This window comes from Anabaena sp. PCC 7108 (assembly GCF_000332135.1).
In the GTDB taxonomy this organism is placed as follows: domain Bacteria; phylum Cyanobacteriota; class Cyanobacteriia; order Cyanobacteriales; family Nostocaceae; genus Anabaena.
Genome location: NZ_KB235896.1, coordinates 485,358 through 501,079 on the forward strand (window position 1 = coordinate 485,358; position 15,722 = coordinate 501,079).

Sequence of the window (15,722 nt, forward strand, 5' to 3'; positions counted from 1 at the left end):
AATTCAATACTTGTGATTTGAATCTGCACATAGCAATCCTATCTAATTTGTGACGTATGATTTTAGCATTGCTAGACTCTTACTAATACAGAAAATGAAACAAGCAACTGATTTGCTTAACATAGATTTAGGATTGCCACAGCATATACTTCACAATTAAAATCAAGTATAAAACATCAAATACTTTGTCATCCTAAATACAAAATTTGATGTTCTAATTTGTAGTCAGCGTCACTGGAGGCTCAAACCTCCACAAGCAGCTGAAGATGGCTGTAAATGAGTAGACACTTCTAAGCGAGAATGTAAAGCGTTTAATATATTTTCAATCCCCCATTCCATATCAATTGGATTGATATCAACATATATTTAGACACAATTGTGAAGAAAAATTCACGCCGTTTAACTCCTCTTCCCTCCTGTCTCCTGCCTGATCCTAACGATAAGTATTCACGTCCAGCTATTTATCCCCCTGACGGGAGGAATAGCATGAAAAGTGTAGATGCGTTGCTGTTTCTCCAGAGTTTTCAGTTGCCTTGCTTATCAATAAGATGCGTTGCAACTTTACAAGAATGCACTATCCGTTGACTATGGTTTAGAGTAGAATTAGCAACTAAGCTCAAGAAAATTGCCAATGGTGTTTGATCCTGACTTTTTGAATGACAACTCTGAGCAACACCCTAATCAGCTTTTGAACGATCACTTTGGGGAAAATCCGAACCAGTTACTCAAATATTTGCAGCATCAGTCTCCCGAAGTCCTAGCCCGTGTAGCCCAGTCAGTTAGCCCGGAAATTAAACAAATCATTTCCCAGAACGTCCAAGGGCTGATAGGAATGCTCCCAGGAGAAAGTTTTAATGTGCAAATTACTACAGACCGGGATAATTTAGCAGGGCTGTTAGCATCAGCAATGATGACCGGATATTTCTTGCGCCAAATGGAACAACGAATGCAATTAGAGCATTTGTCTAATCAATAGTCAAGAGTACAGGCGCAATTTACCACGTCTGTACTATTAACTACTGCTGAGGATATGTTCCTGATAGCACTTTCAAGGTTTGAGTTTTTCCCCTGCGGTTGACTTCGATTCCGAGAATGTCACCTACTGTACTTGAATCAACAATCTTCTGTACTTGGGCTGTAATTTTTACTGCTTTACCGTTGATTTTTTGAATCACGTCTCCGGGAAGTAATCCGGCTTGTTCTGCTGGAGAATTTTTCAAAACTTCCTTAATGACAACACCAACATCTGGCTGAATGTTGAGTTTGTTAACCTGATTCAACTGTTGTTTTTTGGACGGAGAAAGATCCGTCATTTCAATTCCCAAAAAGGGATGATCTGCCTTTCCTTTGATAAATAGCTCATTAGCAATGCGGGCAGCGGTTTCTATGGGGATAGCGAAACCGAGTCCTTGAGCATTGGCGCGGATAGCTGTATTAACGCCAATAACTTCACCTTGGGCATTTAAGAGTGGTCCACCAGAGTTACCAGGGTTAATTGCGGCATCAGTTTGGATAAAACTAACGCGCTTATCGGGAACACCAACTTGGGAACTAGTGCGGTCTGTGGCGCTGATAATGCCGATAGTGACAGTATTATCTAAACCTAAAGGATTGCCAATAGCGATCGCCCATTGACCAGGAATTAAGTTTTGTGAATTACCTAACTTCACTGTCGGCAATTTATCAGCGGGAATTTTCACCACTGCTACATCTGTTACAGTATCAACTCCTACCACTTTCCCCTCAAAAGTTCGACCGTCTTTCAGGGTAACTTGGACAGTATCTGTCTCTGCTACTACGTGAGCATTGGTTAGTAATTCCCCATTTTCGCTCAAAATAAATCCTGAGCCTGTACCTCGCTCAATTCTTTCGTCAGGAATTGGTTTTTCATCCTCTGGGAAAAAACGCCGCCACAGAGGATTGTTGAAGGCTTCAGAAATCGGATTTGCCACTTTACGGGTTGCATTAATTCGCACAACCGCAGGGCCAACTTTCTGTACAGCAGTAGCAATAAAATTTACATTATCGCCGCCAACAGCATTCCCCACTCCTGGGACAGAATATGGAACAACAGCCTCTGGAGGTAAGGCCGCTGTGACATTTTTTAACTCTAGAAATGAGGGATTATGTGGCAAAAGATATCGACTGCCAAATACACCAAAACCACCGCCCATTACTACTAAAAACAGATAAATGGCTAGTTGCTTCACAGATAACTTCATATTAATTAATTAAGAATAATTGCGCTCACAGCAAAACAGTTACTAATTTCTAAGTGTAGTCAAAAAAGAAGAAAGCAGGCAGGGTGCAAGGAACAATTTTGTAGGGGAGAAAACTTGGAATCAAGCCAAAAAAATATCCCATCTTTAAGATTCCCCAACTAAAATCTAGAATTAGCGCTCTCTGAACTTGTGAACATGACTTTTTCCTATCGTTCAATGTTTTTATATGGCTTAGTTAGCACTTTGGGGTTAATATCCACAATGCCACAACCACAAAGCGCCAATGCTGTACCAAGTTGTCCAATTCCTGCCCTATCTCGCATTCAACGCCATCAAGTTTCTCGTGGTGAGACTTTAGAGGGCATAGCACAGGGCTACAAGCTGATGCCAGCAACAATTATCGCCATGAATCCATCTATCAACAACGGGACAGTAACGGTTGGTACTGAACTGCAAATTCCTCCCTTCAATGGGGTTGTAGTCGAAGTACCCCGCACTCAAACTTGGCGACAAGTCGCTGCAAAGTACAAAGTTCGTCCAGATACCCTGTTTGAGATGAACGGTTGTCAACAAAATCCTAGAGTTGTTTTTGTTCCCGTTGTTCCCGGAGTAACTGCTGCATCTAATCGTATTATTGCTGCTTCCCCAGCACAAACTGCACCATCTGCAACAATAGCAGGCTATCCCTTACCAAGTGGTACAACTGTAGCTTTACCTTATGGCTGGCAAATCAACCCCATCAATAAGGCAGTTTTTTTTCATAGTGGTGTAGATTTGATCGCACCAGTGGGTACACCTGTGGAAGCGATCGCCCCAGGTATTGTAGTATTTGCTAAAGACCAAAATAGTTATGGCAAGTTAGTAATTATTAACCACATTGGTGGATATCAAAGCCGTTACGCCCAACTTGAGACGATAAATGTCACTTTGGGTCAAAACATTAAAGCAGGTGACATCCTCGGTACTGTAGGTACTACTGGCATCCCAACTTCTGGAGAACCCCATCTACATTTTGAAATGCGTTTTAATGGTCTTTTAGGTTGGGAAGCAAAAGATCCAAAACCTTATCTCACAAAATAGGTTTTCGGGACTGGGTAAAAGTTGTTTCCAATAACCAATTATCAGTAACCAATTACCAATTTTTCAGTGGATTTAATAATGTGCATTCCTGCTTCAGCAAATCTAGCAAATGTCGCGTTAGCTTGTTCTGTATAATCAATAATTCCCGGAACCACAACAGGAGAAGTGCAATCTTCTAGTAGATATATTTTATTTGTCAGGGTAGAATCTATCTGTTTTATTTCTGTTAATAAATCGTCAATTGTCCAAGCCACACAATGACTTTTAGCTTGTCCAGCAATAATCACCGCATCGAATTCTAAAAGTTGTTTAATTAAATTTGTGTTTTTTTCAGCAATTGGCTTTTCGTCAAAACCTACTAAAACTTCTGGACGTAAAATAGAATAATTTTCTGTTAACAGATTTTCACCTTTTAATTCAAATTGGGTTTGACTTTGACGAGCGATACTATGAAAAAATATCGCTTCTTCTACCGATGAAACTAAAGCATGACCAATTCCCCCTAACATAGAATGATAAGGCCAAACTGTCAGCGGGTATTTACCATTTTCGCTAAGTTGGTTAACGTAATGAAAAGCCTGTTTTTTTAATAATTCATAATCGCCATTTCTCACACTATTAGCAACTGCTGGATTAACTTGCCAAATTCCCATTTCTATATCTGCGGGTGTAATGTTAGTAGCTGCTGGTGTGGGGTGTTCTCCATCTGCATTTATCCAAAAAATCGGATGGAATATTTGCATCGCTGTATGAGTATCTAGGGTGGGGATAATTTTGGTAATTATGCCCAAATTGCGATAAATGAATTCACACAATCTTGTATTATCATCAACTGCACCAGTTCCCGTTTGTCCACCTACATATAATTCAAAATCAGGAATACAAAAGGTGTTTTGGACATCAATTAATAATAGACAAATGTGGGTTTTATCTAATGTTGCTGGTTGGATATTTTGTTGTTTTGCAAATGTTTCTGCTTCAGCAGCAAGTTGTTGGTAAGGTACGCGGTATACTTCACCGACTTTTGCGGGGTTGAAGTGGGAGGGAATGGGGAGTTGGGTTGGGTTAGTCATAAGTGTATTAAAATTTGCGAACAGATAGGTTTGAGTAGCGGAAAACCATAGTAACCAATGTAAAGAAAAGTAACCTGATACTTGATAATTTTAATTCTGTCAGGTATTCTGATGAAACCCAATAAGTATATTTTAATGCTTTTGCTGTGTTAACGCCACTAATTGACCAGTATGAAAAAGAACTTCATCTTTTAGAAGAATCTACTGAACTATCAGAAGAAGCAATTTTGCAAGTTTTCCTGGTGCGCGATCGCATTCAGAAATTATTAAGTGACAAAACAGATGTTTCAGCCGACATCCTATTGGATTTGTTTAAATTGGATAGTCGCTTAAAAAAACAAGCAAATAGAATTAACCAAAAAGCACAATTAGTCACATGGCGGAGTAGTTTAGAAATACCTGTCAATTATTGGTGGTGGTTTTTAAAACCAGAAAGTCATCGTTTTGATAAAAATGATTGGTTATGGAACTCTTTAACTATTGCTTCCTTGACTGCATCATTGAGTTTAGTAGTAGATATTTCTACAAGATTTCTAGGTGGTGGAGTAGGATTTGGTAGTGCTTTAGGAACAATTTTTCCTAGTGTTTTAACTTTATTTACAGCAGGAGGAGTATTAACAGCAACCGGAAAAATAGTCATTGAAAAATTGTTATCTAAAATGCTAATTCCGGCATATTTTTTAGCAGAAGCTAAATTGGTAATTTCATTATTACTAGTAGGATTTTTAGTAGCAATTAAAGTTGGATTACCTTCCATAGCTGAAAATTGGTACATTCAACCAGCATATCAAGATTATAAAAATGATGATTGGGATAGCGCCATCTCTAAATACGAAAAAGCTATTAGTCTTGATCCAGATAATGCTCAAGCGCATAATCAATTAGGATTTATTTATGAACAATTACAGGACTTAGAAAAAGCGAGAAGTGAATATAAATTAGCAGTACAGGGAAAAATATTAATAGCATATAATCGGTTAGCTAGGCTATATTTATTAGAAAAAAAGCCAAATGAGGCTATTTCTCTTCTTTACATATTGGAATCATTAATAGAGAAAACAAAAAATGATAAAAACTCAGACAAGAGTTTATTACAATATCAATTTTATAAAAATCTTGGTTGGACAAGATTTCAGCAAGGAAATACTGAAGATGATAAAAAAATGATCCGTAGTGCCAAAAGGCGTTATCAAGAAGCAAAAACATCACTAAACAATGCAATTTCAAATTCAGGTTTACCAGAAAATGAACAAGAAGGTACTGCTGATTGTTTGATGGCTCAAGTTTTAGAAAAATTAAAGGAGACAGAAACATCTAAGAAATATTGGAATTTGTGCCTAGATGCTAATAAACGTCTACCGGAAGTAGATGGATGGAAATTTATAGCTCGTGAACGTTTAACAACAAACAAAGGAGAAAAATAATGCCTCAGATTAAAGTTACTCAAGATACTGTACAATTCCAAGAAAAACTTGATAGTCCTTGGAACCCTCTAACAAAAGGTACTATTCGGACAATTGTTAAGGGAAATAGAATTCAAAAAACAGATGACTCTGGTAGAATTGCAGTTGATTGTGGCGGAGGTTTCCAAGTATTTAATAATCTATCTACTGTAAATGAACCATTTGCTTTATCTGATTTATGCTCTGCTCCGGTTCCCCAATCATCAGAGAATAATGAGATTCCTTTTATTTATATTCCACGTAAGACTTCCCTGCTCTCAAATCAACCAATTATACGCTGGAATAAGGTTACTGATGCCACAACTTACACTATTGAATTAATTGACAAAGACGCAAATAAAATCTGGACACAAGATGTCGATAGTAGTGATGTTTGTCAAGGGGGTATTTGTAAAATTGATTATTCAGGCACTCCTTTAGAAACCAATCAAATTCACAACTTAATCATTACTACAGATACTGGACGCTCTACCGAGGAAAGTGTTGTCCCAAATACGGGTTTTCAAGTCATAGTTGCTGCTAGAGCATTAGAAATCAATCAGAAAATAAATGACATTAAAAATCTAGGATTATCAAATACAGAACAGGGATTAAAAATATCTGAAATCTATGAACAAAATAATTTAATTGCCGAGGCAATTTTGATTTTAGAAAACTTAAGCGACGTTGATAAAACTTCTGATGTTTATTGTCAGCTTGGTGAATTTTATTACTATTATCTTGATTTACCAATAAAAGGTGCAGAACTATTACAAACGGCGATAAATAAAGCAACAGACATAAAGCAAGCAGCAGTAGCACAAATAGAACTAGCCGAACTGAAAATCATTTTTGGTAAAAAAGATGAAGCTAAAGCTTTATTAGAGGAATCTCTCAATAAATATACAACATTGGGAGCAGTAGAGCATCAAGATCACATTGATTACATAAATCAAAAACTTAAACAATTATTACCATAAATTGTTTCAAATATAAAAATTACTTTGTCTTGTTTATTAATTTCTATAAATTTAGAAATAATAAGCAAGATAGAGTTTTTATACATAGTAAATTGAATTATGAAAAATACTGAAAATCAAGTAGAATTAGCAAAAATCTTAGTAGAATCAGCAGAAAAATGGGCAGCACAGTCGAAAATTTCTAGAGCAATTAAAGAATACAAGAAAGCTATTGATATTGTAGAATCAATAAACTTTATTTTTCAAGGAATAGAGGATGTAGAAAAAGAGTTTTATCAAACCTGGGCTATTTTTTATGAAAAACTAATCATATTACTTTGGCATAAAAAATGTTATAGAGAAGCATTTAATTATATTGAAAGAAGAAAAGCTAGAATTTTAATTGATAGACTTGCCAACAATCTTGACAAATTAGAATTTGCTAACAATTCTAATAGTAAGCATTTTAATCAAGAAGAATTAAAGAATAAATTATTTCAGTTAAAAAGTAATGGTAATGAACAGAAAAGTTCCTTGCTAAAACAAGAGTGCCAAAAATTATTAAATGACATAGAAAGAAAAGAGCCAGAAATAGCTTCCTTGTTTAAAGTTAAAACTATTTGTACTATCCGTCTTCAACAATATTTAGATAATCAAATTACTTTATTAGAATATTTTGTTACTAAAAACTTTACTTTGGCTTTTGTAATTACTCGGTATAAATTTCGAGTATTTAAGTTGAGTATTACTAAGGAAGAAATCGCTGAAAAAATAAGGGCTTTTAGATTTTCAAACACAAATATTAATCATCCTGAAGAATTACAACAACTTTATGAGTGGTTAATTCAACCTATAAAATCTCAATTGAAGACAAATAAACTAATTATTGTTCCCCATAATATTCTGCATCATTTACCATTTGCAGCCTTGACTGACGGTGATGAATATTTAGTTGAAAAGTACACTTTAGTTAATCTTCCTAGTGCTAATGTTTTGCGGTTCTTGCCTAAGAAACGTGTTTCCAGAGATAAACTTACGCTTTTTGCACTGGGAAATCCTCAAAATACCTCAGCACCTTCAGGACTCAAAGACTTACCATCTGCAAAGGATGAGGTGGAAAAAATTTCTACATTTTATAAAGAAAGTACCTGTTATGTTGAGAAAAATGCCACTGAAAGTAAATTTTGGGAAGAATCTCCTAAAACGTCTATTCTACACATTTCTGCTCATGGAGAATTTCAACCAACTAAACCTTTAGAAAGTTGTATTTATTTAGCTAAAGATGAAGAATATTCTGAAATTTATCAAGATGGGAAATTACAAGTTTATGAAATCTATAAATTGGATTTAAGTCATACAGATTTAGTAGTTTTGAGTGCTTGTCAAACTTATATTGGTAACACATATAAAGTTGGAAATGGAGACGAAGTAATTGGGCTAAATTGGGCGTTTATTTATGCAGGTAGTCCTACGGTAGTTGCCAGCCTATGGAATGTACCCAGTAACACAACTTCTAAATTAATGGTAGCTTTTCATGAAAACTTACATCAAGGAATGAGTAAAGCAGAAGCATTCCAAAAAGCTCAAATACAAGTATTGAAGAGCGAAAACTCAGAAAAGTTACACCCTTATAATTGGGCGGGTTTTATTTTAACTGGAGACGGATAAATAAAAACCTGTTCAGGAGTTGAAAAAGTTTCACAAGATAAATTTGCTTGTGAAGCTGATGCTATGAAAGCATTATCAAAACTATCAAAACAAAGTTATCGAATAAATTAGGTTTTTACTCCTTTATTCACTTGCTTAAAAACAGCTTTTTAATAGTTTCCAAAGGTAAAAACATTTCCAAAGGAATATCTACAAGACTAACAAAACCATAACGTTGATAATAAGTTTGAGCTTTTTCGTCTTTAGCATCAACAAATAGACCAATTACTCCCGCATTGTCAGCAATTACTAAAGCTCGTTTCATCGCTTCAATCATCAGTATTTCACCAATCCCTTGATGTTGCCAGTCTTGGGTAACAGCCAAACGAGCAAGTTTAACACCAGGAACTTTTGTAGGGTATTTTTTAGCAAGCTGTGGTGGTAATTTTTCCGTTTGTACCTCACAAATAGACAAAGTAAAAAAGCCAATAATAGTTTTGGGTTGTTCTGTTTCAACTAAAATAAAAGTGCGAGAAATCCCTTTTTGAATATGCTGACGTGCGGTGCGTATCAGAAATTGATTTAGTATCTCATTACCACAATTAAAACTTTCGCGGTTATGGGATTTATTGAGCAGTTCAATGATTTTCACGAAAAAATTCTTGATGTTTAACAGCGGCAGCTTTTAAGGCTGAATTAGGTTCAGGAGGATTTTCAATTAGGCTAAAAACTGTATCAGCATCCTGTTTGGATAAGTTAATTACCCGTTCTGCTTCTAGAATTTTGTGAGCTTCTTTGAGGGCTGATTGAACCAAAAACTGGTTTAAAGTCGCTCCAGATAGGGCTGCTGCTTGTTCCAAAGTTTCCTTTACCTGAGTGGAAATCCTTGCTGTCACCCTGGCATCATTGACAGAAGAAGTGGAAGACATAGCTGATTTTGGATGTGTATGAAATTTTATTTTAACGCTAAGGTGTCATTTTGTCACCACAATATATAAAATGACGTAACTGATATTCTAACTTTTCACCACTCCATCCCCCAAAACAGCCCCAACTGTGGCAATCTGAGAAGCAGAACCCCTTGCAATCTGATATTTTAGCTACAGAAAATCTACTTATTAAGGTTATGCAAACTCTGCCGACTCTGGAAACTACCAACACTATATCTAGCCAACCTGCCTTTGATACAGCCATCAAACGCCGCAAAACCCGTCCTGTTAAAGTGGGAGATGTCACCATTGGGGGAGGCTACCCCGTCGTGGTGCAGTCGATGATTAATGAAGACACCTTAGATATTGATGGTTCCGTAGCCGGTATTCGTCGTCTCCACGAAATAGGCTGCGAAATAGTCCGCGTTACAGTTCCCAGTCTAGGACACGCCAAAGCGTTGGCGGAAATTAAACAGAAATTAATTAAAACTTACCGTGATGTGCCAATTGTGGCTGACGTACATCACAACGGTATGAAAATCGCCTTGGAAGTCGCCAAACATATTGAAAAAGTGCGAATTAATCCAGGGTTATATGTATTTGAAAAGCCAAATACTACCCGCACCGAATATACAAAAGCTGAATTTGACGAAATCGGCGAAAAAATCCGCGAAACCCTAGCACCTTTGGTAATTTCCTTGCGTGATCAAGGTAAAGCGATGAGAATTGGCGTAAATCATGGTTCTCTTGCCGAAAGAATGCTATTTACCTATGGTGACACCCCCGAAGGTATGGTGGAATCTGCCATAGAATTTATTAGAATTTGTGAATCTTTGGATTTTCACAATGTGGTAATTTCCATGAAAGCGTCACGAGTTCCTGTAATGGTAGCTGCCTACCGCTTAATGGCTAAACGCATGGATGATTTAGGTATGGATTATCCCCTACATCTGGGGGTGACAGAAGCCGGTGATGGTGAATATGGCAGAATTAAATCTACAGCCGGCATTGCCACATTACTAGCTGATGGTATTGGTGACACCATTCGCGTATCTCTAACCGAAGCACCAGAAAAAGAAATTCCTGTCTGTTACAGCATTCTGCAAGCCTTAGGTTTGCGGAAAACAATGGTTGAGTATGTCGCTTGTCCTTCTTGCGGACGGACGTTATTTAATCTAGAGGAAGTGCTGCACACAGTCCGGGAAGCTACCAAACACTTAACAGGGTTAGATATTGCCGTCATGGGTTGTATCGTTAACGGACCAGGAGAAATGGCAGATGCTGACTATGGCTATGTCGGCAAAACACCTGGTTACATTTCTTTATATCGTGGCCGAGAAGAAATTAAAAAAGTCCCAGAAACACAAGGTGTAGAGGAGTTAATCAACCTCATTAAGGCTGACGGCCGTTGGGTAGATCCTTAAATCAGGTGATAGGTGAACGGAAAAGGGGGGAAAGAGGAAAGAAATCTGGAGAGATAAACAAACCAATCCCCAATTACCAATCACCAATCACCAATCCCTGTGTTAAATTGGGCATACTGACTATAAATTTTCCCTCTGACACAACTGTCATTATGGTGATTACAAAAAGTAGACTTGTTTTAGGTGCTACGGCAGTAACGCTCTCTACAATTGCTGTTACTAGTCTTGGCATTCACTCCCGTGGTCAGGCTTTATTTAAAGCAAGTCCCAAGGAATTAGTAGATGAAGTTTGGAATATTGTTTACCGTCAATATGTAGATGGTACTTTCAATCAGGTAGATTGGCAGGCTGTTCGTAAAGAATATTTAAGCAAGTCCTACACTAATAAGGAGGAAGCTTATAAGTCCATTCGGGAAATGCTTAAAAAGCTAGAAGACCCTTACACCCGCTTTATGAACCCAGAGGAATTCAGAAGTATGCAAGTAGATACTTCGGGAGAACTTACGGGTATTGGTATTACTATCAGTCAGGATGAGAAAACTAAGAAATTAGTTGTAATTGCCCCAATTGAGGATACACCTGCCTTTAAAATAGGGGTTTTGGCTAAGGATATCATTCTAGAAATTGATGGCAAAAATACTGAAGGGATGGACACTAATCAGGCTGTATCTCTGATTCGTGGTGAAGCCGGAACAGCAGTCAAGTTAAAAATTCTGCGGAATGGTCAAACAAAACAATTTAACATCACCAGGGCGCGAATTGAAATCCATCCAGTTAAGTTTTCCCAGAAGCAAACACCAGCAGGTAATATTGGCTACATTCGTTTAAACCAGTTTAGCGCCAATTCTGGCAAAGAAATGAAAGATGCTATTAACAACTTAGAAGCAAAAAAAGTACCTGGTTATATTTTAGATTTACGTGGCAACCCTGGTGGTTTACTATTTTCCAGTGTGGACATTGCCCGAATGTGGCTAGATAAAGGTATCATTGTTTCTACTATTGACCGTCAAGGTGAACAAGAACGGGAAATAGCTAGGGGAAGAGCTTTGACTACTAAACCTTTGGTAGTTTTGGTAGATAAAGGTTCGGCTAGTGCCAGTGAAATTCTTTCAGGGGCTTTGCAGGATAACAAACGCGCTATTTTGGTGGGTACGCAAACCTTTGGTAAAGGCTTGGTACAATCCGTTCGTCCTCTAGAAGATGGTTCGGGGTTAGCAGTGACCATTGCTAAATACCATACTCCCAGTGGTAAAGATATTAACAAGCATGGTGTTGATCCAGATGTAACAGTTGAGTTAACAGATGCTCAAAGACAAGATTTGTGGCTACGTGAGCGGGATAAACTCGCTACTCTAGAAGATCCTCAATTTGCCAAAGCTGTGGAAATTTTAGGTAAGCAAGTTTCTCAAAAAGCTACAACAACGAATAATAATTAAATTAAACCCAAAATCCCTTCGGGTGATGCCTCCAGCACGCCTAAAAACCAGTCACTCATGGTGAAATCCCCTAAGACCACGCTGACTCTCCAGAATTAAATGGGTTGGCATTTTCCAGCCCTCGTTAATTCAATAAGCCCAGAAATGGTTTCTTCTGGAGTATTTAAACTTACCAATTTTTCAAAAATTTCTAGGTTTTTGTAATCAATTTTTTGCTTAGATACTATTTTATGGTTTGGTTGTTCCTGTATCTGGCTGGATTAAAATAGGCATTCCTCCCTTTTCAGAACCAATAACTACAATTTTAGAATTATTAGATTGAGCAAGTTTTTCTGTAGCTTCAATTGCGCGTAATTGCAATAATTGATTATTCAGTCCACCAGAGATAATTTTTTGAGAATCAGCTATACCTTTAGCTTCTATTGTTTTTCTTTCAGCTTCTTGACGTTCTTTTTCTAAGACAAATTTCATCTGTTCATTTTCTTGTTCTGCTTTGAGTTTTTCTTGAATTGCTGTTTGTAAAGTTTCAGGCATTTTCACATTTCTCAAAAGTGCTTGGTCAACAATAAAACCTAAAGCTGTTATTTGAGTTGTGAGTTGTTGATCAATTTTTTGAACAATTTCTTGGCGTTTTGTTGAATAAATTGCAATAGCTGGATAGTTTGCTGTGATAGCGCGAACGGTGGAACGAAATCGGGAAATGATCAATTGTTTTTCATCAGTTCCAATTGTTTTATATACTATTGCTGCTTTCTGGGGGTCAAGTCTATATTGCAGACTAACATCAAGATTTAAACTTAAACCTTCTTGAGATGTTGTATCTATGTTTTCCTTGATATCTTTAAGACGAGTGGAAAAATTCAAAACTTTCGCAAAAGGGTTAACTACGTGAACACCTGAATCAAGTGTATTGTCGGCAACTTTACCGAATAAATTGATAATACCAACATTCCCCGGTGGAACAGTCACTAAAAGTCTGGAAATAGAAGGCATTAGTGCAATACTACCAATCAATATAGTAATTCCACGGACTGCTAATTTAGTTCTTTCGCTGGTGATTTTGCCTGTTTGCAGATATATAAGACTTGCTATGAGACTTGTGAGGAGGGGTAATATAAAGCCCATAAGATTATCCTGTGTTGTTAAGATGTTGTATATACTTAACATACAAGTATAATAATAAGTTTAAGGTTTGGTTATGAATCGTTATGTTATGCTATTGCTGTAAATTCTATTTGGATACCTTAATACCTATTTAAGATTTTCAGGAGACTGTTTCTATTGATTATTCTATGTACTCATAATGACGGTGGTGTAGGCAAAACTACTCTTGCTGTGCATATTGCTGGTGTTCTTCTTAATAGACAGTATAGTACACTTCTAGTTGATTGTGATGATCAGGCAGATTTTTGGCAGTTTTACATTGATCGCAATCCAGAAAAATCAAAAGATTGGGAAAAATACGAAAATAGTACAGTAATGTATAATGAAAGGCGTGAAGCAATACCAAAAGAGCTACTAAAAGGTCAATATGATCATATTGTTTTAGATATTAACAGTCCTCTAAAAAATACTGTACAAACAATAGTGGGTAATGACCCGGATTTGATTTTAGTACCAGTTAATAAATCTCAGAGAATCAAAGCATTGCGTAATCTTCCCAGAACTCTAAAAGTTATTGCTCAATTGGAAACAAAAGCAGGCTATGATCCACAGGTAATTATTGTACCTTTAGGAATATCACAATCCTCTATATATGAGATCGTTGACAGATTAGAAGATGATTTGAAACCTCAAAGATACAGAGTTGCAGATCAAATGTATGATTGTCAAGAGGAAATGCAAAATGCTATTTATCAAGATAGAAAATATATTTGGGACTATGAAGGCTTAGAACATTTATACGATTACTTTGTTGATTTATTAGATGGATAATCTTGGGAGATTAATTATGTCTAGAGAAGATAAAGTAACTACTCAAAGTAAAGAGTTTTTGGTCGATAATGCCATTCAAAACGGCACAAAAAAAGTAGAGGAAGAAAAACAAGAAATCCAAAACTTAGATTTAGATATAGAATTAAGATATACTAACTCTGAGTTAGAAAAAATACGGAAACTAACTTCAATCCTAAGATTGGGAAAAGAACTATTTCTAGAATCAGCAATTAGTTATGTACATTTTCTTTTCTCTGAACATAAAGAAAGTATCCAAAAGATAATTGATGAAGAATCAGAAAATTATCAAGCCGAGTTAAAACAAATTAGTCCCATAGAGAATATGTCTAAAAAAGACCGTGATAGATTTTCAGGGAAAATTAGGCTATCGCCTGAAACATCAAACAAAATAGAACAGTTGGAGATGAAAGATAGAATCAATGAATGTTTGTTTGTTGGTATAAATTTACTTTATAAAAAATTAGTTGGAGAATTTAAAACAGTTAATCAGGAAAAATAAAAATGGATTTCTTAGAAATTGATGCCTTAGTGAATGGTATTATTTATTCTACAGAAGCGGCAAAACAAGATTTAGGAAGACGTTTTGCTGCTTATTTAGGATTAACACCAGGAAAAGTGGGACGTGACGGAGGAATAGATGGTTATGCAAAATTGGATAATGAGATGATTTATTTTCAATCTAAATTATCCCAGGATATATTGGATGCCTCTTATGCAGCAGAGTTTATTGGGAATATAGTAATTCATGAAGCTAATATCGGCATAATGTTAGCTGGTTTTGGTTATACAGACGGATTTCGTTCTCGTTTAAATAAAGCTATTCAAAGTAAACATATTAATACACACCTAAAAATTTATTTATTAAGCCTTGAGGATGTGTTTGGAGAAACGGAGATATTTATAAAAGCTACTCAAGATTTACCTCCATTGAGGAATTTGAGTAATGGAGAATGGGCTAAATATAAATAGTATAATATCTGACGTTATCTATTATTTATATATTTATTTAAATTAGGTTTAAATGTATATGTGCATCAGCAACACTATCCAAAAATCTCACAATTTATTTGAGGAGGTGGGAATAAAATGACAGCAACTCAACCAACAAACCCGACTAATTCAAATCTTTATAATGAAGATTTTTATCTGTGGATTGAGACAACAGCAAAACAATTAAAAAATGGTAACTTTGAGGAAATTGATTTAGCCAATTTGATTGAAGAAATTGAAAGCATGGGGAGAAGTGAAAAAAGAGCATTAAAAAGCAACTTATTAGTTGTATTAATGCACCTCCTAAAATATAAATACCATCCTGAAAAATGCAGTAATAGTTGGTTATCTACTATTTATGAACATAGACGCAGATTGAAAGAAGACTTAACCGAAAGTCCAAGTTTAAAAAAATACTTCTCTGAGGTATTTAGCGAATGTTATCAAGATGCGAGAAAACAAGCTTCCTTGGAAACAGGGTTATCACTTGATATTTTTCCTTTTGATTCTCCATTTACCACAGATGAAAGTTTAAATCAAGATTATTTACCAGAACAACCTTGA

At 36.2% G+C, this 15,722-nt stretch carries 16 protein-coding genes; 11 read left to right on the forward strand and 5 right to left on the reverse strand.

Annotated elements, in window-relative coordinates; all coding sequences use genetic code 11:
- Positions 1–631 precede the first annotated feature (631 nt).
- Positions 632–976, forward strand: a complete 345-nt coding sequence (locus tag ANA7108_RS0102870) for a DUF760 domain-containing protein (RefSeq protein ID WP_016949256.1) — start codon at positions 632–634, stop codon at positions 974–976.
- Positions 977–1,016: 40 nt separating this feature from the next.
- Here ANA7108_RS0102870 and ANA7108_RS0102875 read toward each other — a convergent pair whose 3' ends face one another.
- Entirely contained in the window at positions 1,017–2,222 is a 1,206-nt protein-coding gene (locus ANA7108_RS0102875) for an HhoA/HhoB/HtrA family serine endopeptidase (protein WP_016949257.1), read from the reverse strand.
- A 195-nt stretch (positions 2,223–2,417) separates the two neighbouring features.
- On the opposite strand from ANA7108_RS0102875, the gene ANA7108_RS0102880 reads away from it, so the two are divergent.
- The gene (locus ANA7108_RS0102880; RefSeq protein ID WP_016949258.1) at positions 2,418–3,302 is read left to right on the forward strand and encodes a M23 family metallopeptidase; all 885 of its coding nucleotides are present in this window, start codon (positions 2,418–2,420) and stop codon (positions 3,300–3,302) included.
- A gap of 41 nt (positions 3,303–3,343) precedes the next feature.
- On the opposite strand, the gene ANA7108_RS0102885 is transcribed toward ANA7108_RS0102880, so the two are convergent.
- Positions 3,344–4,375, reverse strand: a complete 1,032-nt coding sequence (locus ANA7108_RS0102885) for an isochorismatase (RefSeq protein WP_016949259.1) — start codon at positions 4,373–4,375, stop codon at positions 3,344–3,346.
- A gap of 146 nt (positions 4,376–4,521) precedes the next feature.
- Here ANA7108_RS0102885 and ANA7108_RS0102890 point away from each other — a divergent pair, with 146 nt between their 5' ends.
- The 3 genes from ANA7108_RS0102890 (at position 4,522) to ANA7108_RS0102900 (ending at position 8,444) form a co-directional block, all read left to right on the forward strand.
- On the forward strand, positions 4,522–5,799 hold the full coding sequence (locus ANA7108_RS0102890) for a tetratricopeptide repeat protein (RefSeq protein ID WP_016949260.1): 1,278 nt from the start codon (positions 4,522–4,524) through the stop codon (positions 5,797–5,799).
- On the forward strand, positions 5,799–6,797 hold the full coding sequence (locus tag ANA7108_RS0102895) for a lipopolysaccharide assembly protein LapB (protein WP_016949261.1): 999 nt from the start codon (positions 5,799–5,801) through the stop codon (positions 6,795–6,797). The genes ANA7108_RS0102890 and ANA7108_RS0102895 overlap by 1 nt, the downstream gene beginning before the upstream one ends.
- A 99-nt stretch (positions 6,798–6,896) precedes the next feature.
- Positions 6,897–8,444 carry a CHAT domain-containing protein gene (locus ANA7108_RS0102900; RefSeq protein WP_016949262.1) on the forward strand — a complete coding sequence of 516 codons (1,548 nt, stop codon included), beginning with the start codon at positions 6,897–6,899 and terminating at the stop codon, positions 8,442–8,444.
- A gap of 127 nt (positions 8,445–8,571) precedes the next feature.
- Here the strand turns inward: ANA7108_RS0102900 and ANA7108_RS0102905 are convergent, their stop codons facing one another.
- Both ANA7108_RS0102905 and ANA7108_RS0102910 read right to left on the reverse strand, forming a co-directional pair.
- On the reverse strand, positions 8,572–9,075 hold the full coding sequence (locus ANA7108_RS0102905; protein ID WP_016949263.1) for a GNAT family N-acetyltransferase: 504 nt from the start codon (positions 9,073–9,075) through the stop codon (positions 8,572–8,574).
- The gene (locus ANA7108_RS0102910) at positions 9,062–9,352 is read right to left on the reverse strand and encodes a DUF1778 domain-containing protein (protein WP_016949264.1); all 291 of its coding nucleotides are present in this window, start codon (positions 9,350–9,352) and stop codon (positions 9,062–9,064) included. Before ANA7108_RS0102910 ends, ANA7108_RS0102905 begins: the two co-directional genes overlap by 14 nt.
- 197 nt (positions 9,353–9,549) lie before the next feature.
- Between ANA7108_RS0102910 and ispG the strand changes: the two genes are divergently transcribed.
- Together ispG and ctpC are read left to right on the forward strand one after the other, a co-directional pair.
- Positions 9,550–10,776 (forward strand): (E)-4-hydroxy-3-methylbut-2-enyl-diphosphate synthase, encoded by a 1,227-nt coding sequence (gene ispG / locus ANA7108_RS0102915; RefSeq protein WP_026103956.1) that lies wholly within the window; start codon positions 9,550–9,552, stop codon positions 10,774–10,776.
- Positions 10,777–10,928: 152 nt separating this feature from the next.
- Complete coding sequence (gene ctpC, locus ANA7108_RS0102920) at positions 10,929–12,212, forward strand: carboxyl-terminal processing protease CtpC (RefSeq protein WP_026103957.1); 1,284 nt, start codon at positions 10,929–10,931, stop codon at positions 12,210–12,212.
- A gap of 228 nt (positions 12,213–12,440) precedes the next feature.
- On the opposite strand, the gene ANA7108_RS0102925 is transcribed toward ctpC, so the two are convergent.
- Positions 12,441–13,337, reverse strand: coding sequence for a prohibitin family protein (locus ANA7108_RS0102925; RefSeq protein WP_016949267.1), 897 nt, complete (start codon positions 13,335–13,337; stop codon positions 12,441–12,443).
- 156 nt (positions 13,338–13,493) lie between these two features.
- Here ANA7108_RS0102925 and ANA7108_RS0102930 point away from each other — a divergent pair, with 156 nt between their 5' ends.
- From ANA7108_RS0102930 to ANA7108_RS0102945, 4 genes are all read left to right on the forward strand, one after another.
- Complete coding sequence (locus tag ANA7108_RS0102930; RefSeq protein ID WP_016949268.1) at positions 13,494–14,147, forward strand: ParA family protein; 654 nt, start codon at positions 13,494–13,496, stop codon at positions 14,145–14,147.
- Positions 14,148–14,163: 16 nt separating this feature from the next.
- The gene (locus ANA7108_RS0102935; protein ID WP_016949269.1) at positions 14,164–14,667 is read left to right on the forward strand and encodes a hypothetical protein; all 504 of its coding nucleotides are present in this window, start codon (positions 14,164–14,166) and stop codon (positions 14,665–14,667) included.
- Positions 14,668–14,669: 2 nt separating this feature from the next.
- Positions 14,670–15,137, forward strand: coding sequence for a hypothetical protein (locus ANA7108_RS0102940; protein ID WP_016949270.1), 468 nt, complete (start codon positions 14,670–14,672; stop codon positions 15,135–15,137).
- Between the two features lie 117 nt (positions 15,138–15,254).
- Positions 15,255–15,722, forward strand: coding sequence for a DUF29 domain-containing protein (locus tag ANA7108_RS0102945; RefSeq protein ID WP_016949271.1), 468 nt, complete (start codon positions 15,255–15,257; stop codon positions 15,720–15,722).

Excerpts from the sequence above, each read along its gene's own strand:
- ANA7108_RS0102870 (WP_016949256.1), top strand. The coding sequence starts at position 632 with ATGGTGTTTGATCCTGACTTTTTGAATGACAACTCTGAGCAACACCCT.
- ANA7108_RS0102875 (WP_016949257.1), bottom strand. The coding sequence starts at position 2,222 with ATGAAGTTATCTGTGAAGCAACTAGCCATTTATCTGTTTTTAGTAGTA.
- ANA7108_RS0102880 (WP_016949258.1), top strand. The coding sequence starts at position 2,418 with ATGACTTTTTCCTATCGTTCAATGTTTTTATATGGCTTAGTTAGCACT.
- ANA7108_RS0102885 (WP_016949259.1), bottom strand. The coding sequence starts at position 4,375 with ATGACTAACCCAACCCAACTCCCCATTCCCTCCCACTTCAACCCCGCA.
- ANA7108_RS0102895 (WP_016949261.1), top strand. The coding sequence starts at position 5,799 with ATGCCTCAGATTAAAGTTACTCAAGATACTGTACAATTCCAAGAAAAA.
- ANA7108_RS0102900 (WP_016949262.1), top strand. The coding sequence starts at position 6,897 with ATGAAAAATACTGAAAATCAAGTAGAATTAGCAAAAATCTTAGTAGAA.
- ANA7108_RS0102910 (WP_016949264.1), bottom strand. The coding sequence starts at position 9,352 with ATGTCTTCCACTTCTTCTGTCAATGATGCCAGGGTGACAGCAAGGATT.
- ispG (WP_026103956.1), top strand. The coding sequence starts at position 9,550 with ATGCAAACTCTGCCGACTCTGGAAACTACCAACACTATATCTAGCCAA.
- ctpC (WP_026103957.1), top strand. The coding sequence starts at position 10,929 with ATGGTGATTACAAAAAGTAGACTTGTTTTAGGTGCTACGGCAGTAACG.
- ANA7108_RS0102925 (WP_016949267.1), bottom strand. The coding sequence starts at position 13,337 with ATGGGCTTTATATTACCCCTCCTCACAAGTCTCATAGCAAGTCTTATA.
- ANA7108_RS0102935 (WP_016949269.1), top strand. The coding sequence starts at position 14,164 with ATGTCTAGAGAAGATAAAGTAACTACTCAAAGTAAAGAGTTTTTGGTC.
- ANA7108_RS0102940 (WP_016949270.1), top strand. The coding sequence starts at position 14,670 with ATGGATTTCTTAGAAATTGATGCCTTAGTGAATGGTATTATTTATTCT.
- ANA7108_RS0102945 (WP_016949271.1), top strand. The coding sequence starts at position 15,255 with ATGACAGCAACTCAACCAACAAACCCGACTAATTCAAATCTTTATAAT.